Below are 25,099 nucleotides of genomic sequence, written 5' to 3'. Positions count from 1 at the left end.
CGGCATCCAGTGCGTCGACTGCGTGCGGGACGCCGCCGCGCAGCAGCCCGTGGCGCGGACCGCGTTCGGTGGCCGGGTCACCGGCGGCCGCCCCGTCGTCACGCTGACGCTGATCGCCCTGTGCGCGATCAGCTACGTGCTGCAGATGGTCAGCCCGGGGTGGACGCAGGCCCTGGCGTTCGCGCCCTACCTCGGTGAGTCCGAGCCGTGGCGGTTCCTCACCTCGGCCTTCCTGCACTCCACGGGCAGCCTGCTGCACATTGCGTTCAACATGATCGCGCTGTGGTCGGTCGGCCCGTTCCTCGAGACCTCGCTGGGGCGGTGGCGCTACCTCGCGCTGTACCTGCTCAGCGCCGTCGGCGGGTCCGTGATGTTCCTGCTGCTGGCCGAGCCGTACACCGTGTCGTGGTTGACGGGCCTGGTGGGCGCGTCCGGCGCGGTGTTCGGTCTGTTCGGTGCCGTGCTCGTGGTGCTGCGCCGGGTCGGGAGCAGTGCGCGGGGGATCGTCGCCGTCCTCGCGATCAACGCGGTGCTGGGCTTCGTGCTGCCCGGTGTCGCCTGGCAGGCGCACCTCGGCGGCCTCCTGGTCGGTGCCGCGCTCGGCGCCGCCTTCGCGTACGCGCCGCGGGAGCGCCGGCTGCCCGTGGCCGTCGGCGCCTGCGTCGCGACCGGTGCGGTGCTCGTCGGTGCCGTCCTGGTGGCCTACGCAGGGGTGTGAGGCCCGTCCCCAGCGTGCTCACAGCTGTGGAATTACACCGGTGTAGTTATCCACAGGGTTGTGCACCGCTGGGGAAACAGCCGTCGCGGCCTGGGGACAACCGTGTCGGGCCTGGGGATGACGCTGGTGATGCCGGGCCTCGTGCGGGCCGGGGCCCGCTCGTCGTCCTCGACGCCGGGCCCCGACCGCACGACAGCGTGGTCAGCGCCAGCGCGTGGCCATCCCGAGCCCGACCAGGGCGAACGCGAAGCCGACGGCGAGGTTCCACGACCCGATGCCGGGGATCGGCAGGTCGAAGTTCGTCAGGTAGGTCACGACGATCCACAGCAGGCCGGCGACGAGCAGGCCGATCATGACCGGCAGGAACCACGGCGGGTTCACCGTCGGTCCGCTGGAGCGCTCCTGGGGCGCGGTGTAGTGCGACTTCTGCCGCGTCCTCGACTTGGGCACGGGATGCTCCTGACCTCGATGCGTGGCGACGTTGCGTCCGGGCGGCGCCCGGGTGTGGACGCGCGCACGATTCCGCGTGACGTGGCCTAGCGTAGTGGCGAGACGAGGGGGTGAGCGTGCCCGACGAGCAGACCCGGCGCGCCCACGGCGCGCACGCCGCGGGAGACCCGGCACCGGACGCCGCGCGAGGTGCGGACGAGCCGTCCGCGCGCCTGCACGCCGCCCGGCAGCACGCGCAGCACCGCCTCATCCGGCACCGCCGCGGCCGCGCCCTGCGCGGGACCCTGTCCGTCGCGCTGGTCATGGCGCTCTCCGGGGCGCTGTTCACCGCCAACGCGCGGCTCGCCAACGGGTCGGACGCGCGGCAGCCGCAGGACCTGGCCGGCCTGCAGGCCAACGAGGACGCCCGCCGGGAGCGGCTCGCGGACCAGGTGGCCGACCTGCGGTCCCGCGTCGACGACCTGACCCAGGAGCAGACGGACACCGTCGGGCTGGAGTGGCAGTCCGCGGGGGAGGCGTTCGACGTCGCGTCCGGGAAGATCGCCGTCAGCGGGACCGGGATCACCGTCAGCCTGGACGACGCGCCCGCCGACGGCCCGCGGCCCGCCGGCACGGGCCCGGACGACCTCGTCGTGCACCAGCAGGACCTGCAGGCGGTGATCAACGCGCTGTGGACCGGGGGAGCGGAGGCCATGGCGCTGATGGACCAGCGGGTGATCTCCACCAGCGCGTTCCAGTGCATCGGCAACGTGCTGTCGCTCCAGGGCCGCCGCTACTCCCCGCCGTACGTCGTCACCGCCGTCGGCGACCCCGACGAGCTGCTCGCCGCGCTCACCGCCGACCCCGCCGTGCGCGCGTACCGCTCCTGGGTGGACGCCGTCGGCCTCGGCTGGTCGGTCACCCGGCCGGACCAGGGGGTGCAGGTGCCCGCCTACGATGGGTCCGTCGACATGCGGTACGCCAGCGTGCCGACCGGCACCGAGGTGCTGCCGGGTCTCGTCGCCGACGAGAGCACCGCGACGAGCGGCCTGACGCGCCGGGAGGACACCGAGGGATGAGCGGCCTGTGAGCGGCACGGAGGTCTCCTGGCCCGCCGTGGACGGGCCGGACGACCGGTCGGCCGCACCGGCGACCCGGCGTGGTGCCCGGGACCGCGACCGGCGCCCGTCCCGCGGCGGCGGCGTCGTGCTCGGGTTCGTCGGCGTCGTCGGCGAGCTGCTGATCACCGCCGGCGTGCTGCTGCTCGCGTTCCTGGCGTGGCAGCTGTGGTGGACCGACGTCGAGGCCAACACCGCGCAGGCCGCCATCGTGGAGGAGCAGGGCTGGGACGAGCCGCTCGCCGCGCTCGACGACGGGCCGACCATCGTGACCCCGCGCTACGACGAGCCGCCCGTGGTGGAGGAGCCGCCGTACCTCACCACGTTCGCGTCCATGCGCGTGCCCCGGTGGGACGGTGAGCCGACCCGCACCATCACCCAGGGCACCGACCGGCCGAACGTGCTCAACCCGCTCGGCATCGGGCACTACGAGGGCACCGCGATGCCGGGCGGCGTCGGCAACTTCTCTCTCGCCGCGCACCGGACCACCTACGGCAAGCCGTTCAACCGGATCGAGGAGCTCCAGGTGGGCGACCCGGTCGTGGTGTGGACCCAGGACACCTGGTACGTCTACCGCGTGACGTCGTCCCAGATCGTCATGCCGGACGACGTCCAGGTCATCGCCCCGGTCCCGGACCAGCCGGGCGTCGAGCCCACCGAGCGGTTCATCACGCTGACCACCTGCCACCCGATGTTCTCCGCCCGCGAGCGGTTCATCGTGCACGGGGTGCTGGACTACTGGGCGCCCGTCTCCGAGGGCGTCCCCGCCGAGCTCGCCGAGGGAGCCTGATGTACGGATGGCTGTGGCGGCACCTGCCCGGGCCGGCCCTGGTGCGCGTCCTGGTCCTGCTGCTGCTCGCGCTCGCGGTGCTCGCCGCGTGCTTCGTCTGGGTGTTCCCCTGGCTCGCCCCGTACATGCCGTTCAACGACACCACCGTCGGGGAGGAGTGACGTGAGCCGGATCCTGGTCGTCGACAACTACGACTCGTTCGTCTACACGATCGTCGGGTACCTGGACCAGCTCGGGGCGGAGACGGTCGTCGTGCGCAACGACGCCGTGCCGCCGCTGTCCGAGCGCGGGGAGTTCGACGGCGTGCTCATCTCGCCCGGTCCCGGGACCCCGTCCGAGGCCGGTGCGTCGATCGACGTCATCCGCGACTGCGCGGAGACCGGCACCCCGATGCTCGGCGTCTGCCTGGGCCACCAGGCGCTCGGCGAGGTGTTCGGCGGCACCGTCACGCACGCCCCCGAGCTCATGCACGGCAAGACCAGCCTGGTCTCGCACGACGGCTCCGGCGTCTTCGAGGGGCTGCCGACCCCGTTCACGGCGACCCGCTACCACTCGCTCGCCGTCGTCGACGGCACCACCTCCGACGAGCTCGAGGTCACCGCCCGCGCCAACGGGATCATCATGGGGCTGCAGCACCGGTCGCTCCCGCTGCACGGCGTCCAGTTCCACCCGGAGTCCGTGCTGACCGAGGGCGGGCACCGCCTGTTCGCGAACTGGCTGGCCCTGACGGGCGAGCCGGAGGCCGTCGCCCGCAGCGCCGACCTCCACCCCCTCGTCCGCCCCTGACCCCGGGCGCCTTGCACGCGCGCCGGCCCCCCACCCTCCGCGCGCCTTCGTCGCCGGGTCGAGAGAGCCCGCCCGCCGAGATAGAGCCCGCCCGCCGAGATAGGGCCCGGCCGCCGAGATAGGGCCCGCCCGCCGAGGTAGGACGCCACGGGCACCTATCTCGGGTGAAGGGACCTATCTCGATCGGCCCGGCGTGGAGTCCGAGGGCCGGGATCGTGCGGGTGCGGCGAGTACCGGGGCGCCTGTGGACGGGGCGCGAGCACCCCCACCTGGGGACGAGTCGACGTTCAGCCCTGCGCCTGGGGTCACCGTGGCGGTATGACGACAGAGTCCCGAACGTCCACGACGACAGACCAGCGCGGAGCCCGGCCGCCGCGGCGAGCCTCGCCGACCGTCGTCCGACCCTCCGTGCCGCGCATCATCCCTGCCAGCCGGCTCGTCGACCGCGACCTGGGAGAGGAGGGGCTCGTGCGCGTGCTTCGCGGCTTCTACGCGGCCCCGCCGCCCGCCGGGGCGGCGCCGTGGGAGGTCGATCGGTATCTGCTGCTCGCGCGCGCGGCGGCGCTGCACCGCTCGCTGACGGGGGAGCACTGGTTCAGCGGGCAGACTGCCGCGCTGCTGTGGGGCTGCGCCGTGGTGCGGGTGCCCCGGGTGGTGGATGTCGTGACCCGGGTGAACCCGCACGTGCGGACCGGTGCGATGCCGGGCGTCCGTCGGCACTGGACGGCCCGGCCGGAACGCGGAGCCGACCCGAGCCGGCTGCTCCCGCTTCCCGCCTCCCCGTTGGCTCGGACGGTTGTCGAGTGCGCCTCGTCGCTCCCGCCGCGCGAGGGACTCGTGGTCGCCGACTCGGCGCTCCGATCCGGGACGGACCCCGTCGAGCTGTCCGCCGCCCTCGCGGCGAGCACCGGTGACCGGGGCGTGCGCCGTGCCCGGGCTGTGGTCGCGTGGGCCGACGACCGGTCGGAGTCGGCCGGGGAGTCGCTCGTCCGCTACGAGCTCCTCCGCGCCGGGGCACCGCCACCAGAGCTGCAGGTGCCCGTGCGCACCCGCCACGGCTGGCGCTGGATCGACCTCGGCTGGCCCGCCGAGCGGGTGGGCCTGGAGTTCGACGGGCGCGCGAAGTACGGCGCGACCGCGCACGACGTGGCCGCGGCCGTCGTCGCGGAGAAGCGACGGCAGGAGGCGCTGGAGGACTCGGGGTGGCGGATCCTGCGCCTCGGGTGGGACGACCTCGGCCGCCCGGACGACCTCATGGCTCGGGTCCAGCGGGCACTCCGCCGGGCGACGCGCTCCCGTCGCACCGTCTGACGGAGTGCGAGCAGACGCGGAAACGGTCGTCGAGATAGGACCGCCACGCCGACATAGGACCGGCGCGGGCCCTATCTCGGCGCTGAGGCCCTATCTCGGCGATCGGGGACGGCTGAGGGCCAGGGGCGGGGCGAGGGCGGGGAGGGGTGGGGTGGATGCGGCGACGCCCCGGTTCCCATCGGGACCAGGGCGTCGTCGGGGCGCTTCAGATGGCGTCAGCCCTCGTCGTCGCCGCCGCCACCACCGTTGCCGTTGTTGCCGCCCGTCGGGTTGGGGCCGGACGAGAGGGTCAGCGTCACGGTGGAGCCGACGCGCGCCGTCTGGCCGGGGGCCGGCGACGACGTCAGCACCGTGCCGACGGGCTGGTTCGACGGCTCGTCGGTGGAGACGGAGTCGACGCTCACACCGAGCGCCTCGAGCTGGGCCTTCGCGTCCGCCTCGGACTTGCCCACGATGTCGTTGGGCACCGTGACGGTGGTCGGCGTGGTGGCGATGGTCAGCGTGATCGCGGTGCGCTGCGGGAGCAGGCCGCTGCGGTCCTGCCGGATGACGCGCCCGGCCTCGACCGTGGCGCTCTCCTCCTGGACGATGTTCGACCCGAGGTTGAGGGCGTTCAGCGCCGCGACGGCCTCGTCCTGCGTCTGGCCGGCGAGGTCGCCGAGCTCGACGTTGCCGGACGAGATCAGGAGCGTCACCGAGGAGCCGTCGGCGACGGACTGACCGGCGGGCGGGTCGGTGCGCAGCGCGCGGTCGGCGGGCTGACCCGGGTCGTTCTCCTCCTGGACGCTGCCGACGGTGAGACCGACGTCCTCCAGCTGCGCGCGGGCGGCCTCCTGCGTGAGCCCCGCGACGTCGGGCACCGCGACGGCGTTCGGGCCGGTGGAGACCCAGAACTCGACCGTCGAGCCCTCCTCGGCCTGCGTGCCGCCGGCGGGGTCGCTGCGCGTGACGGTGCCCTCGGGGACGTCCGCGCTCGCCTCGGCCTGGCGGGTGTACTCGAACCCGGCGGTCTGCAGCGCGGCGACGGCGTCGGCCTCGGCCATCCCGGCGACGTTCGGCACGGCGACGTTCGTGACCTCGGGCGCGGCGTCGGGCTTGAAGAGCAGCCACAGGATGCCGCCGACGGCGACGGCGGCGATCACGCTCAGCGTGATCCACAGCCAGCGCTTGGACTTCTGCTCGTCCTCGGGGTCCTCGTCGGTCTGCGCGGGCAGGACGGAGGTGCCGGGGCCGGTCGGCGCCCACGCCGGGGCGTCGCCCGGCATGACCTGCGTGGCGGCGGCGTCGGGGCGCAGCACCTGGGTCGCCGCACCGGCGCCCAGGGCAGCGGCCGCCACGGCCGGCGCGGAGACCTGCTGGCCGCGCGCGGCGGCCTCGAGGTCGGCGCGGAACTCCGCGGCGGTGGAGTAGCGGGCGTCGCGCTCCTTGGCGAGGGCCTTGGAGCAGATGCGGTCCAGGGTCTCGGGCACGTCCGAGGCGATGGACGACGGCGCCGGCGCGATCTCCCGCACGTGCTGGTAGGCCACGGCGACGGGGGAGTCCCCGATGAACGGCGGACGACCCGTGAGCAGCTCGAAGAACAGGCACCCGGCCGAGTACAGGTCGGACCGGGCGTCGACGGTCTCGCCGCGCGCCTGCTCGGGCGACAGGTACTGGGCGGTGCCGATGACGGCCTGCGTCTGCGTCATGGTCGCGGCGGAGTCCGCCAGCGCGCGGGCGATGCCGAAGTCCATCACCTTGACGGCGCCGGTCGGCGTCAGCATGACGTTGGCCGGCTTGATGTCGCGGTGCACGATGCCGGCGTGGTGCGAGTACTCGAGCGCCGACAGCACGCCGGCCGTGATCTCGATGGCCTCCTCGATCGGCACGGCCTGGCCGTCGCGGAGGATGTCGCGGACCGTGTGGCCCTCGACGTACTCCATGACGATGAACGGCACGTGCGCGACGGCGCCCGTCGGCTCGGTGTACGTGTCCTCGCCGGTGTCGTACACGGCGACGATCGAGGGGTGGTTCAGCGCGGCCGCGGCCTGCGCCTCACGGCGGAACCGCGCCTGGAAGGACGGGTCGCGCGCGAGGTCGGAGCGCAGGATCTTGATGGCCACGGTGCGCCCGAGGCGCGTGTCGTGCCCGATGTGCACCTCGGCCATACCGCCGCGGCCGATGAGCTCACCGACCTCGTACCGTCCGGCGAGGATCCGGGATCCGTCGTCCACCACTAGGCGTCCTTCGCTGTCGTCGTTCGCGCGTCCGGCGCGGTTGCGCCGGTCGCGTGCTCGGAGATCATCCCACCCCCGGTGTCCGCGCGGGCGAACCCGGCGGTACCCACGGGGACGGAGGACCCGGTGTCACCCGTCAGGCTCTGCGCCAGCGCGGCGCCGAGCAGGGCCACCACCAGCACGGCCAGCACGAGCAGGGGCCACCGCACGTGGAACCGGCCGTTGCCGGCGCCGTCCTGCACCCGTGCGTGGGCGCGGGTGGTCGGGTGGCTGTGCGCGCCGCCGCCGGTGGCCCGGTAGGTCGGCGTGCGGTCGTCGCGCCGGCCGGCACGGGACTGCTCACCCGTGGGCCGCCCGGTGCGGGGGTCGAAGGAGGGCGGTGCGGCGTCGGTGACCGCGGGGGCGGCGGACGACTCCGAGCCGCGCACCCGCATCGCGCCGGCCGCGCTGGGCCGGGGACCGGCGGCGGCACGTGCCCGGCGGGTGTCGCCGGAGTCGGCTGCGCCCCGGCCGGGCGCGGCCCCGGGGCGGGCGGCGCCGCGGCCCGGCACGATGGAGACGGGCGCGCTGCCTCCCGCCGGGGTGTGCGGGACCAGCGCGTCGAACATCCGCGCGAGCTCCTCGGCGTCGCGCGGGCGCTGCGACGGGTCCTTGGCGAGCAGCCGCATCACGAGCGACGCGATCTGCCGGTCGACCGACGACGGGAGCGGCGGCACCGGCGTGTTGACGTGCGCCACGGCGATGTCGACCGCGGTCGGCCCGGTGAACGGCCGGTGCCCGACCAGCGCCTCGTAGGCGACGATCCCGAGCGCGTACAGGTCGGACGCGGCGGTCGCCGGCCCGCCGACGGCCTGCTCGGGGGACAGGTACTGGGCCGTGCCCATGACCATGCCGGTGGCGGTCATCGGCACCTGGTTGCTGGACAGCGAGACGCCGAAGTCGGTGATCTTCACCTTGCCGGTGGGCGTGATGAGGATGTTGCCCGGCTTGACGTCCCGGTGCACCACGCCGGCCTGGTGCGCGGCGTGCAGCGCCCGCGCGGTCTGCGCCAGGATCGGCAGCAGCCGGCGGGGCGGCAGCACGGGCTCGCGCTCGAGCAGGTCGCTCATCGGCTCACCGAGGATCAGCTCCATGGCGAGGAACGCCGACCCGTCCTGCTCGCCGTAGTCGAACAGCGCGGCGATGCCGTCGTGCGACAGGCTGCCGGCGTTGCGGGCCTCGGTGCGGAACCGCTCGAGGAACCCGCGGTCGCCGGCGTACTCCTCGCGCAGCACCTTGATGGCGATGTCGCGGGCGAGGGACTCGTCGTGGGCGGCCCACACCTCGCCCATGCCGCCGACGGCGATCTGCCGCGTCAGGCGGTAGCGCCCGCCGAGGACGACGCCCGGAGCCGGCCTCACGGGGCCATCACCGCCTGCATCACCGCGCGGGCGATCGGCGCCGCCACGCGGCCGCCGGTGGCCTCCGAGCCGACGTCGCCGCCGTTCTCGACGATGACGGCCACGGCGACCTGCGGGTCGTCGGCGGGGGCGAAGCCGGTGAACCAGGCGTGCGGGGACTCGCCCTCGACGCCGGTCTGCGCGGTGCCGGTCTTGCCCGCGACCCGGACGCCGGAGATCTGCGCGGCCGTGCCGGACCCGGACTGCACGACCTCGACCATCATGTCGGTGAGCTGCTGGGCGGTGCTGCCGGAGACCGCGTCGGACAGCCGGCTCGGCTCCGCCTCGCTGACCACGTCCAGGTCCGCCGTGCGGACCGTCTGCACCAGGTACGGGGTCATCAGGGCGCCGCCGTTGGCGATGGCGGACGCCACCATGGCCATCTGCACGGGCGTCGCGCGCACGGACTCCTGGCCGATGGCGGTGAGCGCGGTCTGCGCGGCGTCCGGGTCGGGCGGGTAGGTCGACGCGGCGACGCTCATCGGGACGGTGAGGTCGGCCGAGTTGAAGCCGAACCGCTCCGCCTGCTCGCGGATCGCGTCGTCGCCCAGGTCCGCGCCCAGCGAGGCGAACGCGGTGTTGCAGGAGATCCGCAGCGCGTCGGCCAGGGTGGTCTGCTCGTTCGCGCCGCACGAGCCGCCGCCGAAGTTGGGCAGCGTGGTCCGGGTGCCCGGCAGCGTGTAGAGGTCGGGCGCGGACAGCACGGACTCCGGCGTGTACTCGCCGGACTCCAGGGCCGCCGCGGCCGTGACCAGCTTGAACGTCGACCCCGGCGGGTAGTTCTCCCGCGTCGTCTTGTTGACCAGCGGGTCGCCCTCCGCGGCCTCGAGCTGCTGGTACGCCGCGCTGGCCGCGGTCGTGTCGTGCGTGGCGAGCGCGTTCGGGTCGAAGCCGGGCGTCGACACCATCGCGAGGATCTTGCCGGTCGACGGCTCGATCGCCACGACGGCGCCCTGCTGGCCGCCCAGGGCGTCGAGCGCGGCCTGCTGCGCCGCGGGGTCGATGGTGAGCTCGATGGACGAGCCCTGCGGCTGGGCGCCGGTGATCAGCTGCTGCACGCGGGTCCAGAACAGCGAGTCGGCCTGGCCGGTGAGCACGTCGTTCATCGCCCGCTCCAGCTGGGTCCCGCCGTTGACCACCGAGTAGAACCCGGTGACGGTCGAGTACAGCTCGGGCTGGGAGTAGGCGCGCTGGAACCCGTACGGGTCGTCCACCGGGGTGGACTGCGCCACGGGCTGGCCGGCGACGATGATCGGGCCGCGCGGCTTGCCGTACTCCCGGTACAGCGTGCGGACGTTGCGCGAGTCGTTGTTCAGCGCGGACGCCTGCCCGAACTGCACCCAGGTGGTCCCGGCGAGCAGCGCGAGGAACATGATGACGACGACCGTCGACAGCCGGCGGAGGGCGGTGTTCACGACGCACCACCGCCCGAGGTGCGGCGCAGGCGCTCGGTCGGCTGGTCGTCGCCGGGGCGGGGCTCGCGCGGCCGCCGGGCCTCGGCCGGACCGGCGACGGCGACGGGGTTGCGGGCGTCGGCGTCGAGCGGGATGCCGCCGGACGGCGTGTGCAGCAGGTCGCCGCCGGGCTCGGGCGCGGGACGGCGCGCGTCGTCGGACACCCGCAGCATCAGGGCGGCGATGATCCAGTTGGCCAGCAGCGAGGACCCGCCGTACGCGAGGAACGGCATCGTCAGGCCGGTCAGCGGGATGATCCGCGTGATGCCGCCGACGACCACGAAGCACTGGAACGCGATGACGAACGCGAGCCCGGCGGTCAGCAGCTTGCCGAAGCCGTCGCGGACGCCGATCGCGGTGCGCAGGCCGCGCTGGCAGAGCACCAGGTACATGACCAGGATCGCCATCAGCCCCGTGAGCCCGAGCTCCTCGCCCAGCGACGCGACGATGAAGTCGGACTCGGCGAACGGCACCAGGTCGGGCCGGCCCTGGCCCCAGCCGGTGCCGAACAGCCCGCCGCTGGCCAGGCCGAACAGCCCGCGCACCAGCTGGCCGGAGCCGCCGGGGTGCCGGTCGAACACCTCCTGGTCCAGCGCGTGCTGCCAGATGTGGAACCGCGCCGCGACGTGCCCGAACGAGGCGGTCGCCACGACGACGCCGCCCGCGAACATCGCCAGGCCGATCAAGATCCAGGACAGCCGCTCGGTGGCGACGTAGAGCATCGCGACGAACAGGCCGAACAGCAGCAGGGAGGTGCCCAGGTCGCTCTGCAGCACCAGGACCGCGATGGACGCGGCCCAGACCACGGCGATCGGGCCGAGGTCGCGCAGCCGCGGCAGCTGCAGGCCGAGCACCTTGGGCCCGGCCAGCGCGAGGGTGTCGCGGTTGGTGACCAGGTAGCCGGCGAAGAAGACGGCCAGCGCGATCTTGGCGAGCTCGGCCGGCTGCAGCGAGAAGCCGGCCACGCGGATCCAGATGTTCGCGCCGTTGATCTGCACGCCGAGGCCCGGGACCAGCGGCAGCGCGATCAGCGCGAGCGCGACCACCATCGCCGTGTACGTGTAGCGGCGCAGCGTCCGGTGGTCGCGGAGCACGATCAGCACCACGCACGCCAGCACGACCGACACCGCGGACAGCGCGAGCTGCTTGCCGGCGAACATCTCCGTGCCGCCGCGGGCCTCCCGCGCCAGGTCGATCCGGTAGATCATCGCCAGGCCGATGCCGTTCAGCGCGATCACCACCGGCAGGATCACCGGGTCCGCGTACGGCGCGCGCCAGCGCAGCACCAGGTGCACCACCAGCGCGAGGCCGGCCATCCCGGCGCCGTAGCCGACGACGTCCGCGGGCAGCTCGTCGGTCGCGCCGAGACCGACCAGCGCGTACGCCGCGATCGCGATCGCCAGCGCGAGGACCAGCAGCCCGAGCTCGGTGCCGCGGCCGGCGCGCACGCGGTGCGCCTCCACCGTGGCCATCAGGGCGCCGCCGGTGCCGTCGTCGTCGGACGCGGCGTGGGTGCGGGGGAGCGGGTCGGCTCCGGCTCGACGCCGGCGTCCTCGGCCAGCGTCTCGACCCGCTGGCGCGCCTGGGCCAGCGAGGCGGTGTGGATGGTCTGCTCGACCCGGTCGCGGACGAACGCCGGCAGGTCGTCGACGGCCAGGTCCGACCGCTCGACGACGTCGGACAGCGACAGCGGCCCCACGGACTGCGGGATGCCGCGGTAGATGGCGACGACCTCGCCGTCCACGCCCACGTAGTACTGCGTCTGGGTCCACCGGTAGAAGCCGACGGCGCCCGCGGCCAGCACGAGCGCGGCGAGCAGGCTCAGCAGCACGCGGCGGGTGCGCCGGCGGCGGCGGGTGCGGCGCTCGTCGGCGTCGTCCTCCTCGTCGTCGTCGGACGCGACCTCCGGGACACCGGCACCGGGCGTGCTCGCGGCCGCCTGCCGGGCCAGCTCGGCGGCCCGCGCGGCGGGACCGTCCTGGGCGGCGGTGGGGCGGTTCCGCGAGACGGCGGCCGAGCCGACGACCACGGCGTTGGTGGTGGGACCCGCGCCGTCGCGCACCTGGTCGAGCTCCAGCACGTCGGCGACCACCACGGTCACGTTGTCGCCGCCGCCCGCGCGCAGCGCGAGCTGCACCAGGCGCTCGGCGCAGGTGTCGACGTCGGCGAGCTCGAACAGCGTGCGGGCGATGGTCTCGCCGCTGACGAAGCCCGACAGCCCGTCGGAGCACAGCAGCCAGCGGTCGCCGGCGCGCGCCTCGCGGACGGAGAGGTCCGGGGCGATGTCCACGTCGAAGTCGCCGAGCACGCGCATGACGACGGAGCGCTGCGGGTGGTGCTCGGCCTCCTCGGGCGTGATCTTGCCCGTGTTGACCAGGTGCTGCACGAAGGTGTGGTCGGTGGTGACCTGGGTCAGGACGCCGTCGCGCAGCAGGTAGCCGCGGGAGTCGCCGAGGTGCACCATCGCGAGCTTGTTGCCGGCGCGCAGGATCGCGGTGACCGTCGTCCCCATGCCGGCCAGCTCCGGGTTGACCTCCGAGCGGCTGATGATCTCCTCGCGAGCCTCCTCGAGCGCGCGCTCGAGCTCGTCCAGCGCGTCGTCGGGGCCGTGCGACTCGCCGTCCAGCGGCGCCAGCGCGGCGATCGCGACCGACGACGCGACGTCCCCGCCCGCGTGCCCGCCCATGCCGTCGGCGACCACCAGCAGGTGCGGCCCGGCGTAGGCGGAGTCCTGGTTGTTCGACCGGACCAGTCCGACGTCGGACCGGGCGGCGTAGCGCAGCGCGATGCTCACGATCCCCCGCTACCCCTGCAGCTCGAGGACGCTCTGGCCGATGCGGATCTGCGAGCCCGCGCGGACCGGCAGCGCGCCGGTGACGGGCTGCTCGTCGAGGAACGTGCCGTTGGTCGATCCCATGTCCTCCACCAGCCACTGGTCGCCCTCGGGGAACACCCGGGCGTGCCGTGACGAGGAGTAGTCGTCGTCCAGCACCAGCGTGCAGGACGGCGCGCGCCCGATCAGCACGGCCGACGTGCCCAGCGGCAGGGTCGTCCCGCGCAGCGGGCCCTCCGTCACCACCAGGCGGGTCGGGCCGCCGCGCCGCCCGCGGGGCTTCTCGGCGGCCGGGGCCACCGCGGGGGTGCCGGCGGGCGCCGGGGCCGGGCGGCCGGGACGCCGGCGGTTCACGATCCGGGTGCCGTACAGGTCGCGGCGGAGCACGCCGATCGCGGACAGCACGAAGGCCCACAGGAGCACCAGGTACCCCAGACGCAGCAGGGTGACCGTCAGCTCACTCATGCGTGCCCTGCGTGCCGTCGCTCACTCGTCCAGGTCCTGTCCGTCGCCGTCGCCCGTCCAGAACATGATGCGGGTCCGGCCGATGGTCAGCGTGTTGCCGTCCAGGAGTGTCGCCGCCGGCACCTGGTGCCCCTCGACGAACAGGCCGTTGGTCGACCCCAGGTCCGAGGCGACCACGCCCTGCGACGAGACGCGGATCTCCAGGTGCCGCCGCGAGACGCCCGGGTCGTCCACCACGATGTCCGCCTCGCTGCCGCGGCCGATCACGGTCACCGGCCCCGTGAGCAGGTAGCGCTGGCCGTCGATGTCGATCAGCGGGTGCCGCGGGCTGGGCGCCGCGGACGTCGCGGGGGCAGCCGCACCGCGCACGGTCGCCGACTTCACGCGGAACCGGCCGGTCTCCAGGTCCTCGTACTCGTGGAACGCCACGGTCACCGGCCCGACGAACGCGTACCGCTGACCCGTCGCGTGCTCGGTGACGTTGGCCGCGAGCTCGTCCGCCAGCGCCTCGGCGCCCCAGGCCTCGACCTGGTCGTAGTCGCCGGGGGAGAGCTCGAGCGTGAACTCGTTCGGCACGACCGTGCGGTCCCGCCCCACCACGGCGGCCCGGTCGTCGACCTCGCGGCGCAGCGCGCTCGCCAGCTCGACGGGCTTCACCTCGCTGCGGAAGGCCTTGGCGAACGCGGTGTTCACGACGCGCTCCACACCGTGCTCGAACCGGTCGAGGATGCCCACGCCCACCACCTCCTCACCGCACGCGCGTACCGCCGGGCACCCGGGTGGCGCCGACATCCTGCGTAGATGCTAGCCGCGCGGCCGGTCCGCGGGCTCTCCCTGGGGACGGCGGCGCGGCGCGGACCTGGTGAACGACTCGCGGGGGAGCGTGGGGGAGTCGTGCAGAGAGGGCTGCCGGACGCGGGCGCGGCGGGTGCTCGCGGGGCGCTCGCGGGGGTGGTCATGGACGACCTCCGGATCGTGTTAATCTTCTGCGGCGCGCGAGTGGCGGAACGGCAGACGCGCTGGCTTCAGGTGCCAGTGTCCGAAAGGGCGTGCGGGTTCAAATCCCGCCTCGCGCACACAGGAAGAACCCCCGGTCGGAGAAATCCGACCGGGGGTTCTTCGCTTAGGTGCGCATTACGTGCGTGGCCGTCGCGGCGGGACGGCGAAGCGGCCGGTCCCGACCGGGTCGGCGCTCCCGCCACGTCCGGGCCGGTGCGGACGCGGCCGTGCAGCCCGCACACACCTCCGGCCCAGCCCTCCCCTCCCGGCACCCCCCGCCCTAGCGTCGGAGCCGTGCACCCGATCGCCACGCCCGTCCCCGCCGCATCCCCCGAGGTCGTCGGGCCGTGGACCAAGGGCCTGTGGCAGCCGGACCCGGTCGCAACGGACGACTGGCTCGCGGCCGGGCGGCACCTGCTCGACGGCTCCTTCACCTGGCCGCTGCTGACGGTCGACGGCGCCGCGGTGGACCACAACGTCGCCACGATGGCGGCGTTCGCGGCGGACCACGGGCTGACGCTGGCCCCGCACGGCAAGACGTCGATGGCTCCGGGCCTGTTCGCGCGGCAGCTGGCCGCCGGTGCGTGGGGCATGACCGTGGCGACGGGCAACCAGGCGCTCGCGGCGCGCTCGGCCGGCGTGCGGCGGCTGCTGATCGCGAACCAGGTGCTGGACGACGCGGTGCTCCGCTGGGTGGCGGGTGCCGGCGGCGCGGACGGCGAGGTCGTGCTCCAGGTCGACTCGGCCGCCGGGCTCGCGCGGCTGGTGGCCGTCGCCGACCCCGCGCGGCCGGTCCCGGTCCTGGTCGAGGTCGGCCACCCGGGCGGCCGGACCGGTCTGCGGCACGACGACGGGGTCCTCGAGCTGGCGCGCGCCGTGCAGGCGACTGCCGGAGTGCGGCTCCTCGGGGTCACCGCGTACGAGGGCGGGCTGCCGGGGGTGCCGGAGGTGCGGTCGTTCCTCGAGCGGCTCCGCGGTGTCGCGGCGGCCGTGGCAGCGGCGGGGCTGGTCGACGACGAGCAGGTGACCGTGTCGGTGGGCGGGTCGGCGTACTTCGACGTGGTCGCGGACGTGCTGGGCGGGCGGCCCGTGCTCGGGGGTCTGCCGGCGCGCGTGCTGCTGCGCAGCGGGTCCACGGTCACCCACGACCACGGCGTGTACGCGACGCGCACGCCGTTCACCCGCGTGCCGGGCACGCTGCGGCCGGCGCTGCGCGTGTGGGCGCAGGTGACGTCGTGCCCGGAGCCGGGGCTGGTGATCGTCGGGGCGGGCAAGCGGGACGTCCCGGTCGACGAGGGGCTGCCGGTCCCGCTCCGGGTGCACCGGCCCGGCGTCGCGCCCGCGCCCGTCGACGGGTGGGCGCTCACCCGGACCAACGACCAGCACGCCTACCTGGAGCCGGCCGGGCCGGACCGCACGCCGCTCGCGCCCGGCGACCTGCTGGAGCTGGGCGTCTCGCACCCGTGCACCGCGTTCGACAAGTGGCGCGTCGTCCCGGTGCTGGATGCGGACCTGCGCGTCACCGAGCTGCTCGCCACGTTGTTCTGAGCGCGCGCCGCGGCCCCGGGCGGGACCGCGGCGCGACCGCGGCGACCGGCGGGCTCAGGCGGAGCGGCCCGCGACGACGTCGATCTCGACCTTGATGCCCGCGAGCTGCGAGCCGACGGTGGTGCGGGCGGGCGCGGGGTCGGCGAAGAACTCCCCGTAGGCGGCGTTGAACTCGGCGAAGTCGGCGAGGTCCGCCAGGTGCACGGTGGTCTTCACGACGTCGTCCATGGTGAGCCCCGCGGCCTCGAGCGTGGCGCGGACGTTGCGCAGCACCTGGCGGGTCTGCTCGGACACGGAGCGGGCGACCGCTCCCGTCTGCGGGTCCTGCGGCCCGAAGCCGGCGGTCCACAGCAGGTCGCCGAGCCAGACGGCCTGGGAGTAGGCCCCGGCGGGGCGGGGGGCTGCGTCGGTGCTGACGGCGGTGCGGGTCATGGTGGTGCCTTCCTGATCGTGCCGGCCGGTCCGGCGGTGTGCGGTGCGAGGGGGACCGGGGGAGTCAGCGGACCCCGCGGCCCGGGAGCCGGTCCGTGCGGGTGCCCTGCCACAGGACCGGGTCGCCGGCCACGAGGACGTCCCGCACGCCGCGCGCGAGCGACCTCGGGGCGGCGTAGGTGGCTGTGTCGGCGACGGTACGCGGGTCGAGCACGACCACGTCGGCGCGGGACCCGGGGCGCAGGACGCCGCGGTCCGTGAGGCCGAAGCGCGCGGCGGCCGTCCCGGCGAGGTGCTGCGCCGCGGTCGCCCAGTCCCAGTCCCCGAGCTCGCGGACGTGCGTGCCGAGGAACCGGGCGAACGTGCCCCAGCCCCGGGGGTGCGGGTGGCCGCCGACGTAGATGCCGTCCGACCCGGCGCAGTGCGCGGGGTGGCGCAGCAGCGCCCGGACCGACGCCTCGGACCCCGTCGGCGGCTGCTCGAACACGCAGCCGACCCGCAGGCCGGTCGCGACGAGCAGGCGCAGGGCGGTGAGCGCTGGCGGCTCGTCCAGCTGCTCGGCGACGTCCACGAGCCGGCGGCCCTCGGCCCAGCGGTAGTCCGGGTGCGGCACCGAGGCCAGCGTGACCCGCGGCCACACCTCCGCCCGGGCCGGCAGGTCCTCCGTGAGCAGCCGGGCCCGCACGTCCGGCTCCTGCAGCATCGCGGTGGCGCGGTCCAGGTCGGCGAGCGGCAGCCAGGTGGGCAGCGCGACCAGGGCGAGCACGGAGGCGCCGCGCAGGTAGGGGTAGCTGTCGAACGTGAGGTCGTGCCCGTCGGCGAGCGCGGCGTCGAGCAGCGGGACGACGACCTCGGCGGGTCCGTGCAGGTGCGACACGTGCGTGGCCACGCCGGTGCGGCGGGACAGCTCGAGCAGCTCGGCGAGCGCGGTGGGCACCTGCTCCTCGTAGCCGCGCATGTGCGACACGTGCGGCAGGCCGCGGCTGGCCAGGACGGCGCACAGCGACAGCAGCTCGTCGGGCGCCGCCCAGCACGCGGGCGCGTACTCCAGCCCGGTCGACATCCCGCGCGCGCCGGCGTCGAGGCCGGCGGCGAGCAGGTCCGCCATCGCGCCGATCTCGTCGGGGCGCGCCGGACGCGGGTCCGGTCCCATGACCGCGTACCGCAGGGTGCCGTGCGGGACGAGGTAGGCGACGTCGGCCGACGCCGCCCCGTCGTACGTCGTCAGCAGCTCGGCCACCGACCCGCTGGTGAACGCGGGGTGGTCCCCGTCGACGGCGGCGAAGTAGCGGCGGACGAACGCCGCCGCGTCCGGGCCCGCACCGCCCGGGGCGTGCGAGGGCGCGTACGACAGCCCGTCCTGCCCGACGACCACGGTCGTGACGCCCTGGTGCGCCAGCGCGTCCTGCACCGCCGCGTCCAGGGCGACGCCGTCCGCGTGCACGTGCGCGTCCACGAAGCCCGGCATCAGCACCATGCCGCCGACGTCGACCACGGCGGCGCCCGCCGGGCTCAGCCCCGGGCCGACGCGGACGACCTGGCCGCCCGCCACGAGCACGTCGGCGCGCGACGTGGGCGCCCCGGTGCCGTCGGCGACCTCGCCGCCCCGCAGCAGGAGCGCCTCGCCGGGGCGCGGAACCCAGGTCGCCTCGGCGGCTGCGGTCCCGGTCATCGCGCGCCGTCCTCCGCGTGCACCAGCCGGCCGAGCTCGTCGAACCGCAGCGGCCACCCCGGGACCGCGGGGCGCCGCTGCCACGGGTGCGGCCCGTCCAGCGGGCGGTACTCCACGCCCGCGGCGTCGAGGCGCGCCAGGTGCGCCTCCCGCAGCCGGCGGTCGAAGTCCGGCCAGTCCCGCCGCTCGCGCGGCGACCAGACCACCTCGGCGAAGGCCGTCAGCCGCGGGTAGGCGGCGTAGTCGACCCGGCGCCCGCTGTCGAGCTGCTCCGTCCAGACGTGGGCCTGCGCGCCGAGCACGGTGCCGGCCCCCGGCTCGCCGGCCGCCTCGGCGACCTGCTCGGTCAGCGGCTCGAACCGGTAGACGTCCTCCACGGTGTGCACGGTGCCGACCGGCGCCGGCTCGTCGAGGCCGGCCGCGGCGCGGTGGTCGAGGTAGACCTCGTGCTCCGGGCACACCACGACGTCGTGCCCGTCGCGCAGGGCGTCGATGCCGCCCCGGTACCCGCGCCAGGAGTTGACCACCACGTCGGTCGGCACCCGTGCGCCGCCGACCTCGTCCCAGACGGTGGCCCGGCGCCCGTGCGCGCGCAGGTGGTCGGCGAGCTGCGCGACGAACCACGGGACGAGCTCCTCGACGTCGTCCAGCCCGAGCTCGGCGGCGCGCGCGACGATCGCGGGGTCGGTCGCCCACTCCTGCGTCGGGACCTCGTCGCCGCCCAGGCAGATCATCGGGGCGTCGAAGATCTCCATGACCTCGTCGAGCACGGTGCGGAAGAACGCGAGCACCTCGTCCGAGACGCCCAGCGCGTGCGGGTTCAGGCCCCACCGGGTCCACACCTGCTGCGGCGGCAGGTGCGGGGCCAGGTGGGGGTACGCGGCGATCGCGGCCTGCGAGTGGCCCGGCACGTCGATCTCGGGGACCACCATGACGCCGCGGCTGCGCGCGTACGCGACGATCTCCCGCAGGTCCTCCTGCGTGTAGTACCCGCCGTGCGGGGTGCCGTCGCGCAGCGGCGACCGCGAGGACCCGACCTGCGACTCGGTGCGCCAGGCGCCGACCTCGGTCAGCCGCGGGAAGGCGCGGATCTCCATCCGCCAGCCCTGGTCGTCGGTCAGGTGCAGGTGCAGCACGTTGAGCTTGTGCGCCGACGCGAGGTCGATGAACCGCAGCACGCCGTCCTTCGGCATGAAGTGACGGGCGACGTCGAGCAGGACCGCCCGGTGGCCGAAGCGCGGGCCGTCGTCCACCAGCACCCCGGGCAGCAGCACGCCGGGCGCCGCCCCCGTCGGCACGGTCCGGAACGCCGCCGGCCCCGCGAGCTGCTGCAGGGTGCGCACGGCGTGCCGCGCACCGGCGGCGCCGCCCGCCTCGACCAGGACCATCGGCAGGCGGGCGCCGTCCACGGTCAGCCGGTAGTCCTCCTCGGGCATGCCCGGGTGGTGCGCGACGCGGACGGCGGCGTCGGTCCCGCGGTCGGCGGTGAGGGTCACGGCGCAGCCCAGGCGGACCGCGAGCACGTCCAGGAGCACCGCGCGCGCGTCGGCGAGCTCCGGGTCGACGTGCGCGACGAACGCCGGGGGCAGCACCGCGTCCTCGCCGAGGAGCACGGCGTCGCGGGGCGCGGGGACGAGGCCGAGCGGGGTGGAAGCAGTCACGTCAGACCTCTCGGAGGGGTTGCGGCGCGCGGGTCCAGCCCATCGCGCGAGACAGGGCGCGGGCGACCTCGGCGGTGGCCCGGGCGTGCGTGCGGATCGCGGCCGGCGGCATGCGGGTGTGGTCGGTGGACGTGCAGACGGCGGCGACCACCGACCCCACGTGGTTGAGCACGGGCGAGGCGACCGCCCGGACGTGCAGGTCGTGCTCGCGGTCGTTGAGGGCGAAGCCGCGGCGGCGGGTGCGGTCGAGCTCGCCGCGCAGCTCGGTCGGGTCGGTGATCGTCCGGGCGGTGAAGCTCTGCAGCCCGGTGGCGATCGCCTGGTCGATCCACGAGGGCGGCGCGACGGACAGCACGGCCTTGCCGAGGGCGGTGCAGTAGGTGGGGAGCAGCGTCCCCACCCCCGCCCCGCCGGGCAGCCGGCCGCCGTCGCCGACGCACGCCGCGATCCGCACGGACCCGCCCGCGGGCAGGCCGAGCGTGGAGGTCGACCCGGTGCGGGCCGCCAGCTCCCGCAGGTAGGGCGCGGCCAGCCCCGCGACGTCGAGCTCGTCCACGTAGGACTGCCCGAGCCGCAGCGCGCCGGGTCCGAGGCGGTACCGGCCCGACGCGTCGCGCGCCAGCAGCTCCTCCTCGACGAGCGGGGCGAGCAGCCGGGTGGCGGTCGAGCGGTGCACGCCGACCAGCTCGGCCAGCGCGGCGACGGGGACCCCGCGCTCGGCGGTCGCCTGCTGCCGCACCTGCTCCAGCAGCTGCAGGCTGCGGCGCACGGACAGCGACTCGTTGCGGCTCTGGAACTCGTCCACGCTCACCCCTTCACGGCTCCCGCCAGCCCGGAGACGAGGTGCCGCTGCACGAACACGAAGAAGACCAGCACGGGCAGCGTCATGATGACCGAGCCCGCCATGATCGCGCCCCAGTCGTTCTGGTCGGGCTTGAAGAAGTTGAGGATCGCCAGCGGCAGGGTCTGGTTCTCCTGGGCGGAGATGATGAACGTGCGCGGGTACAGGAAGTCGTTCCAGGTGGAGATGAACCCGAAGATGCTGACCGCCACCAGGCCCGGGGCCACGAGCGGGAACAGGATCGAGCGGACGAACCGCAGGCCGGACGCGCCGTCGAGCCGCGCGGCCTCCTCGACCTCCTCGGGGACGGCGGCCACGAACCCGCGCAGCATCCAGATCGCGAACGGCGTCGAGAAGCAGATGTGTACGAGCATCAGCGAGCCGAGGTGGTTCAGGCCCAGCTCCGGGACGACCATCCCGAGCGACCGGAACAGGAAGAACAGCGGAATGGTGAGCGCCTCGACCGGGACCATCTGCGCCACCAGCACCGTGACCAGCAACGTGGTGCGCAGCCGGAAGCGGTAACGGGTCAGGGCGACCGCGGCGAAGAACGCGCAGAACATCGCGCCCGGCACCGCGACGGCAGCCACGAGCACCGAGTTCAGCAGGTACCGGCCGACGTCCTCCACCGACAGCACCCGGGAGAACGCGTCGAGCGTCGGGTGCAGCGTGTACGGCAGCGCGTCGCCCGACATCAGCTCGGTCGTCGGCTTGAGCGCGGACAGCAGCATCCAGTACAGGGGGAACGCGACGAGCCCGGCGACCACGACGGCCAGCACGTCGGCACCGACCCGCGGCCGCCGCCGGCGGGCGACGGGGGCCGTGACGGGGGCCAGGGCGGGGGCGGTCACAGCTCCTCCCCGGACCGGCGCAGGGCCCGCAGGTAGGCGAGCGTCACGACCATCAGCAGCATCGTGGTGATGACGCCGACCGCCGAGCCGAGCCCGTACTGGGAGGCGGCGAACGCCTGCTGGTACGAGTACACGTTGAGCACGAGGTTCTGGCCGGCGATGCCGCCGCCCCCCGTCATGACGTAGATCTGCGTGAACACCTTGAAGTCCCAGATGATCGACTGGATGGTGATGATCGCCAGCACGGGCCGCAGGATCGGGGCGACGATGCTGACGGCGACCCGCCACGTCGACGCGCCGTCCAGGCGGGCGGCCTCCTGGATCTCGGTGGGCACGCCGATGATCCCGGCGTAGAGCGTGACCATCACGAACGGGAACGAGCACCAGACGATCTCGGCCCCGACGAGCCCGAACGCGGACCACTTGTCGTACGTCCACGAGTGCCCCGCGAACCCGTCCAGCCCGATCGCGGTGAGGGTCTGGTTCACGAAGCCGAGGGTCGGGTCGAACAGGAACAGCCACACGGCGGAGCCGGTCATCGCCGGCGTGGCCCAGGCTCCGAGCGACGCGAGGAAGAGCACCGTGCGGGACCAGGGCCGCAGCCGCGTGGCGAGCAGGGCGAGCGCGCCGCCGACCGCCAGCGTCGCCACGACGCACGCCGCCGCGAACACCACCGTGTTGCCCAGCACCGTCCAGAACGCGTCGTCCCCCAGCAGCCGCGCGTAGTTGTCCAGCCCGATGAACCGCAGCGGGGCGCTGCCGGACACGTTGGCCTGGCGGTAGTCGTAGAGCGACACGACGACGAGCTGGTACAGCGGGTAGGCGAGCAGGCCGGCGAGGACCACCCCCGCCGGGATCAGGTAGAACCGCGGCTCCCACCGGCGCGCCCAGCCGGTCCCCCGGCCGCGCCGGGCGAGCGGCTGCCGACCGCGGGGCGGGCCGCCCGGCACGGGCAGGGTCGACCCGCCCGTGCCGGGCAGCGCGGCGTGCGTGGCCGTCACTGCGCGCCGAACGCGGCGTCCAGCGCCGCCGTCGCGTCGGCGGTCGCGGTGTCGACGTCCAGGGCGCCGGTCGCGATGCTCTGCACCATGGTCGGCAGCACGGCCTGCGCGTCCACCGTGCTCCACGCGGGCGTCACCGGCACGAACGACGTGCCCGCGGCGAGCGTCTCGACGAACGGCGCGATCGCGGGGACCTGCTGGGCGACGTCGGCCTGCACGTCGGTGAACACGGGGATGTTGCCCATCGCGTCGAACATCTGCTGCTGGTACTGCTTGCCCGCCAGCAGCTGCACGAACTCGGTCGCCAGCGAGCGGCGCTCGGTGGAGGACAGCACGGCCAGGTGGTTGCCGCCGCCGAACGCCGGGGCGATCGAGCCCTCCTCGACGCCCGGGAGCGGGACGACCCCGTACAGGTCGCCGACGGCCGACTCGTCGACCGCGCGCCGGTTGAAGTCGCCGCCGATGGTCATCGCCGCGTTGCCGGCGACGAACTCCTGGACCGAGGCGTTGCCACCCCACTCGGCGCAGGTCTGCGCGGGGCAGATGTCGTCCTGCAGCAGCCGGGTGTAGGCCGCGACGCCCTCGCGGGCCTCGGCGGAGTCGAGCGTGCCCGACCAGGCGCCGTCGCCGTCCTGCTCGGCGATCTCGCCGCCGTGCGCCCAGATGTACGGCAGGAACGCGAACTGCGCCGCGCCGCCGGTCGCGATGCCGACCAGCTCGGGCCGGGCCGCGCGGACCGCGCGGGCCGTCTCCTCGAGCTCGGCGAGCGAGGCCGGGGGCTCGAGCCCGAGCTCGGAGAACACGTCCGTGCGGTAGTACAGGGCGCGCACGCCGATGTACCACGGGACGGCGTAGGAGGCGCCGTCGATCTCGGTCGTCGCGAGCACCGACGGGTCGATGTCCGCGCTCTCGTCCCAGTCGGCGATCGCGTCCGTCACGTCCATCAGGCCGCCCGCGTCGACGAAGCCCGCGAGGTCGGTGTTGCCGATCTCCGCGACGTCCGGGGCGGAGGACGGGTCGTTGAACGCGCCCGTGAACCGCTCGGAGCGGGCGTCCACGGGGATGTACTCGACCTCGACCTCGACGCCGTCGTGCGCCTCCTCGAACTCGGCCACCGCCTGGTCGACCACGGCCTCCTTGGGGTCCTGCGTGACCTCGGAGAACAGCCACACCCGCAGGGTGCCGTCCTGCACGTCCTCCGTGGCGGCGGACCCGCCCGACTGGGCCGGGGCGCAGGCGGCGGTGGCCGCCAGCGTGATCGTGGCGGCGAGCGCCACGGCAGCGGTACGAGATCTCACGTCTTCCTCCAGGGGGTGGCGGCGGGTCGACGCACCAGGCGTCCGCGCGCCGGCGGCTGACGCGTCCGGGGGTCCGGACGAGATGCGCCGACGCTAGGAGCGCGGGGGGTGCCGCCGGGAGGGCCGGGTCCGGAATGCGCGCCGGGCGCACCGGGACGGGCGCCGGGGGGTGACCGGCGGGGCCGCACGGCGACCCGGCGCGTGCAGTGCACACACCCGGACCGAGCACGCCGGACCCGGGCGCGCGGTGCTCGACCCGTCGGCGGGTGCACGGCAGCATGACCGGGTGCCGAACGACCCCGACGCCCGCGAGACCGACACCCCCGAGACCGCCGTCCGCATCCGGAGCGCGACCCCGGACGACGCCGCCGCCCTCGTCGCGATGCGTGCGCTCATGCTCACCGAGATGGGCAGCGACCCCGGTCCCGCCGACAGCCCGTGGCGGGCCGCGGGCCTCGCCTGGTTCGCGGAGCGCCTGGCGACGGGCGCGGTCGTCGCCGTGGTGGCCGAGCACCCGGTCGACGGGGTGGTGGCCAGCGCGGTCGGCGCGGTGGAGCAGCAGGCGCCCAGCCCGAGCAGCCCCGACGGCTGGCACGCGCGCTTGTCCACCGTGGTGACGCGCCCGGCCCACCGCGGTCACGGGCTCGCGCGCCGGTGCACGGTCGCGCTGCTCGACCGGCTCCGCACCGAGACCACGGTGCACGTGGTGGAGCTGAACGCCACCGCGCCCGCCGAGGCCATCTACCGGGGGCTGGGCTTCACGGAGCCGCGGTTCGTCGCGCTCCAGGCCCGCGTGCGCTGAGCACCCGCTCGCACACCGCGGCGGCGGTCACCCGAGACCTAGGGGCCAGACCGGGGCGGCTGGCACCGGACACACTGACGGGCCGACACCCCCCAGCCCCCGGAGGACGACCGTGCCCGCCGAACGACCCGCCACCGCTCACGACGCCCGCCCGCACGCCGGACGCGCGCTGCAGGTCCAGGTGGTCGCGCCGGACGGCGTCGTCTGGGAGGGGGACGCGGCCGCGGTGACGGTCCCGTCGGCGCTCGGGAGCCTCGGGGTGCTGCGCGGCCACGAGTCCGTGGCGGCGGTGCTGGTGCGCGGCGAGGTCCGGGTGACCCCGCTGGACGGGGACGCCCGGGCGTTCTGCGTCACGGGCGGCTTCGTCGTGGTCGACGACGACGACGTGACCGTGCTGGTGGACGCGCTCGACACCACGGCCGTGGCCTGACGGCG

The 25,099-nt window shown here is 75.0% G+C and carries 24 protein-coding genes and 1 tRNA gene; 10 read left to right on the top strand and 15 right to left on the bottom strand.

All coding sequences use genetic code 11. The features are described 5' to 3' along the window. Nucleotides 1-22: 22 nt before the first annotated feature. Nucleotides 23-718 carry a rhomboid family intramembrane serine protease gene (locus AC1050_RS16315; RefSeq protein ID WP_482388466.1) on the top strand — a complete coding sequence of 232 codons (696 nt, stop codon included), beginning with the start codon at nucleotides 23-25 and terminating at the stop codon, nucleotides 716-718. Between the two features lie 201 nt (nucleotides 719-919). On the opposite strand, the gene AC1050_RS16310 is transcribed toward AC1050_RS16315, so the two are convergent. Beyond that, nucleotides 920-1,168 (bottom strand): cell division protein CrgA, encoded by a 249-nt coding sequence (locus AC1050_RS16310; protein ID WP_482388465.1) that lies wholly within the window; start codon nucleotides 1,166-1,168, stop codon nucleotides 920-922. Between the two features lie 116 nt (nucleotides 1,169-1,284). On the opposite strand from AC1050_RS16310, the gene AC1050_RS16305 reads away from it, so the two are divergent. The 5 genes from AC1050_RS16305 (at nucleotide 1,285) to AC1050_RS16285 (ending at nucleotide 5,152) form a co-directional block, all read left to right on the top strand. Beyond that, entirely contained in the window at nucleotides 1,285-2,226 is a 942-nt protein-coding gene (locus tag AC1050_RS16305) for a DUF881 domain-containing protein (protein WP_482388464.1), read from the top strand. A 7-nt stretch (nucleotides 2,227-2,233) separates the two neighbouring features. Continuing rightward, nucleotides 2,234-3,055: a class E sortase gene (locus AC1050_RS16300; RefSeq protein WP_482388463.1), complete on the top strand. Its 822-nt coding sequence runs from the start codon at nucleotides 2,234-2,236 to the stop codon at nucleotides 3,053-3,055. Further along, entirely contained in the window at nucleotides 3,055-3,216 is a 162-nt protein-coding gene (locus tag AC1050_RS16295; protein WP_482388462.1) for a hypothetical protein, read from the top strand. Before AC1050_RS16300 ends, AC1050_RS16295 begins: the two co-directional genes overlap by 1 nt. Before the next feature lies 1 nt (nucleotide 3,217). Then, a complete protein-coding gene (locus AC1050_RS16290; protein ID WP_482388461.1) occupies nucleotides 3,218-3,841 on the top strand; it encodes an aminodeoxychorismate/anthranilate synthase component II in 624 nt (207 codons plus the stop codon). 468 nt (nucleotides 3,842-4,309) lie between these two features. Further along, nucleotides 4,310-5,152 (top strand): hypothetical protein, encoded by an 843-nt coding sequence (locus AC1050_RS16285; RefSeq protein ID WP_482388460.1) that lies wholly within the window; start codon nucleotides 4,310-4,312, stop codon nucleotides 5,150-5,152. A 215-nt stretch (nucleotides 5,153-5,367) separates the two neighbouring features. Here AC1050_RS16285 and pknB read toward each other — a convergent pair whose 3' ends face one another. Genes pknB through AC1050_RS16250 form a run of 7 tightly spaced genes read right to left on the bottom strand, consistent with a single transcriptional unit; the run spans nucleotide 5,368 to nucleotide 14,294 of the window. Further along, nucleotides 5,368-7,368, bottom strand: a complete 2,001-nt coding sequence (gene pknB / locus AC1050_RS16280) for a Stk1 family PASTA domain-containing Ser/Thr kinase (RefSeq protein WP_482388459.1) — start codon at nucleotides 7,366-7,368, stop codon at nucleotides 5,368-5,370. Next, on the bottom strand, nucleotides 7,368-8,768 hold the full coding sequence (locus tag AC1050_RS16275; protein WP_482388458.1) for a serine/threonine-protein kinase: 1,401 nt from the start codon (nucleotides 8,766-8,768) through the stop codon (nucleotides 7,368-7,370). Before AC1050_RS16275 ends, pknB begins: the two co-directional genes overlap by 1 nt. Beyond that, the gene (locus AC1050_RS16270; RefSeq protein WP_482388457.1) at nucleotides 8,765-10,222 is read right to left on the bottom strand and encodes a peptidoglycan D,D-transpeptidase FtsI family protein; all 1,458 of its coding nucleotides are present in this window, start codon (nucleotides 10,220-10,222) and stop codon (nucleotides 8,765-8,767) included. The genes AC1050_RS16275 and AC1050_RS16270 overlap by 4 nt, the downstream gene beginning before the upstream one ends. After that, nucleotides 10,219-11,733 carry an FtsW/RodA/SpoVE family cell cycle protein gene (locus AC1050_RS16265; protein ID WP_482388456.1) on the bottom strand — a complete coding sequence of 505 codons (1,515 nt, stop codon included), beginning with the start codon at nucleotides 11,731-11,733 and terminating at the stop codon, nucleotides 10,219-10,221. The genes AC1050_RS16270 and AC1050_RS16265 overlap by 4 nt, the downstream gene beginning before the upstream one ends. Next, complete coding sequence (locus AC1050_RS16260) at nucleotides 11,733-13,055, bottom strand: Stp1/IreP family PP2C-type Ser/Thr phosphatase (RefSeq protein WP_482388455.1); 1,323 nt, start codon at nucleotides 13,053-13,055, stop codon at nucleotides 11,733-11,735. The genes AC1050_RS16265 and AC1050_RS16260 overlap by 1 nt, the downstream gene beginning before the upstream one ends. A 9-nt stretch (nucleotides 13,056-13,064) precedes the next feature. Next, nucleotides 13,065-13,559, bottom strand: a complete 495-nt coding sequence (locus tag AC1050_RS16255) for an FHA domain-containing protein FhaB/FipA (RefSeq protein ID WP_482388454.1) — start codon at nucleotides 13,557-13,559, stop codon at nucleotides 13,065-13,067. A 21-nt stretch (nucleotides 13,560-13,580) separates the two neighbouring features. Next, the gene (locus AC1050_RS16250) at nucleotides 13,581-14,294 is read right to left on the bottom strand and encodes an FhaA domain-containing protein (protein ID WP_146837699.1); all 714 of its coding nucleotides are present in this window, start codon (nucleotides 14,292-14,294) and stop codon (nucleotides 13,581-13,583) included. A 258-nt stretch (nucleotides 14,295-14,552) separates the two neighbouring features. Between AC1050_RS16250 and AC1050_RS16245 the strand changes: the two genes are divergently transcribed. Together AC1050_RS16245 and AC1050_RS16240 are read left to right on the top strand one after the other, a co-directional pair. Then, nucleotides 14,553-14,635 (top strand) — tRNA-Leu (locus tag AC1050_RS16245). Between the two features lie 217 nt (nucleotides 14,636-14,852). Continuing rightward, complete coding sequence (locus tag AC1050_RS16240; RefSeq protein ID WP_482388453.1) at nucleotides 14,853-16,106, top strand: alanine racemase; 1,254 nt, start codon at nucleotides 14,853-14,855, stop codon at nucleotides 16,104-16,106. 54 nt (nucleotides 16,107-16,160) lie between these two features. Here AC1050_RS16240 and AC1050_RS16235 read toward each other — a convergent pair whose 3' ends face one another. The 7 genes from AC1050_RS16235 to AC1050_RS16205 all read right to left on the bottom strand — a co-directional run bounded on the left by AC1050_RS16235 (nucleotide 16,161) and on the right by AC1050_RS16205 (nucleotide 23,862). Further along, on the bottom strand, nucleotides 16,161-16,538 hold the full coding sequence (locus AC1050_RS16235; protein ID WP_482388452.1) for a RidA family protein: 378 nt from the start codon (nucleotides 16,536-16,538) through the stop codon (nucleotides 16,161-16,163). A gap of 64 nt (nucleotides 16,539-16,602) precedes the next feature. Beyond that, nucleotides 16,603-18,210, bottom strand: a complete 1,608-nt coding sequence (locus AC1050_RS16230) for an N-acyl-D-amino-acid deacylase family protein (RefSeq protein WP_482388451.1) — start codon at nucleotides 18,208-18,210, stop codon at nucleotides 16,603-16,605. Further along, a complete protein-coding gene (locus tag AC1050_RS16225) occupies nucleotides 18,207-19,871 on the bottom strand; it encodes a beta-N-acetylhexosaminidase (RefSeq protein ID WP_482388450.1) in 1,665 nt (554 codons plus the stop codon). The genes AC1050_RS16230 and AC1050_RS16225 overlap by 4 nt, the downstream gene beginning before the upstream one ends. A 1-nt stretch (nucleotide 19,872) precedes the next feature. Then, complete coding sequence (locus tag AC1050_RS16220) at nucleotides 19,873-20,676, bottom strand: IclR family transcriptional regulator (RefSeq protein ID WP_482388449.1); 804 nt, start codon at nucleotides 20,674-20,676, stop codon at nucleotides 19,873-19,875. Nucleotides 20,677-20,678: 2 nt separating this feature from the next. Continuing rightward, nucleotides 20,679-21,563, bottom strand: coding sequence for a carbohydrate ABC transporter permease (locus AC1050_RS16215; protein WP_482388448.1), 885 nt, complete (start codon nucleotides 21,561-21,563; stop codon nucleotides 20,679-20,681). After that, on the bottom strand, nucleotides 21,560-22,564 hold the full coding sequence (locus AC1050_RS16210) for a carbohydrate ABC transporter permease (RefSeq protein WP_482388447.1): 1,005 nt from the start codon (nucleotides 22,562-22,564) through the stop codon (nucleotides 21,560-21,562). Before AC1050_RS16210 ends, AC1050_RS16215 begins: the two co-directional genes overlap by 4 nt. Beyond that, nucleotides 22,561-23,862, bottom strand: a complete 1,302-nt coding sequence (locus AC1050_RS16205) for an extracellular solute-binding protein (RefSeq protein WP_482388446.1) — start codon at nucleotides 23,860-23,862, stop codon at nucleotides 22,561-22,563. Before AC1050_RS16205 ends, AC1050_RS16210 begins: the two co-directional genes overlap by 4 nt. A 286-nt stretch (nucleotides 23,863-24,148) precedes the next feature. Here AC1050_RS16205 and AC1050_RS16200 point away from each other — a divergent pair, with 286 nt between their 5' ends. After that, the gene (locus AC1050_RS16200) at nucleotides 24,149-24,664 is read left to right on the top strand and encodes a GNAT family N-acetyltransferase (protein ID WP_482388445.1); all 516 of its coding nucleotides are present in this window, start codon (nucleotides 24,149-24,151) and stop codon (nucleotides 24,662-24,664) included. Nucleotides 24,665-24,776: 112 nt separating this feature from the next. Continuing rightward, nucleotides 24,777-25,094 (top strand): ATP synthase F1 subunit epsilon, encoded by a 318-nt coding sequence (atpC, locus tag AC1050_RS16195; protein ID WP_482388444.1) that lies wholly within the window; start codon nucleotides 24,777-24,779, stop codon nucleotides 25,092-25,094. Nucleotides 25,095-25,099 lie beyond the last annotated feature (5 nt).

The sequence above is a fragment of the Cellulomonas sp. NEAU-ZC6 genome, from assembly GCF_056844425.1.
Note: the sequence above shows the minus strand (reverse complement) of the source record. Positions and strands in the feature narration are given on the sequence as shown.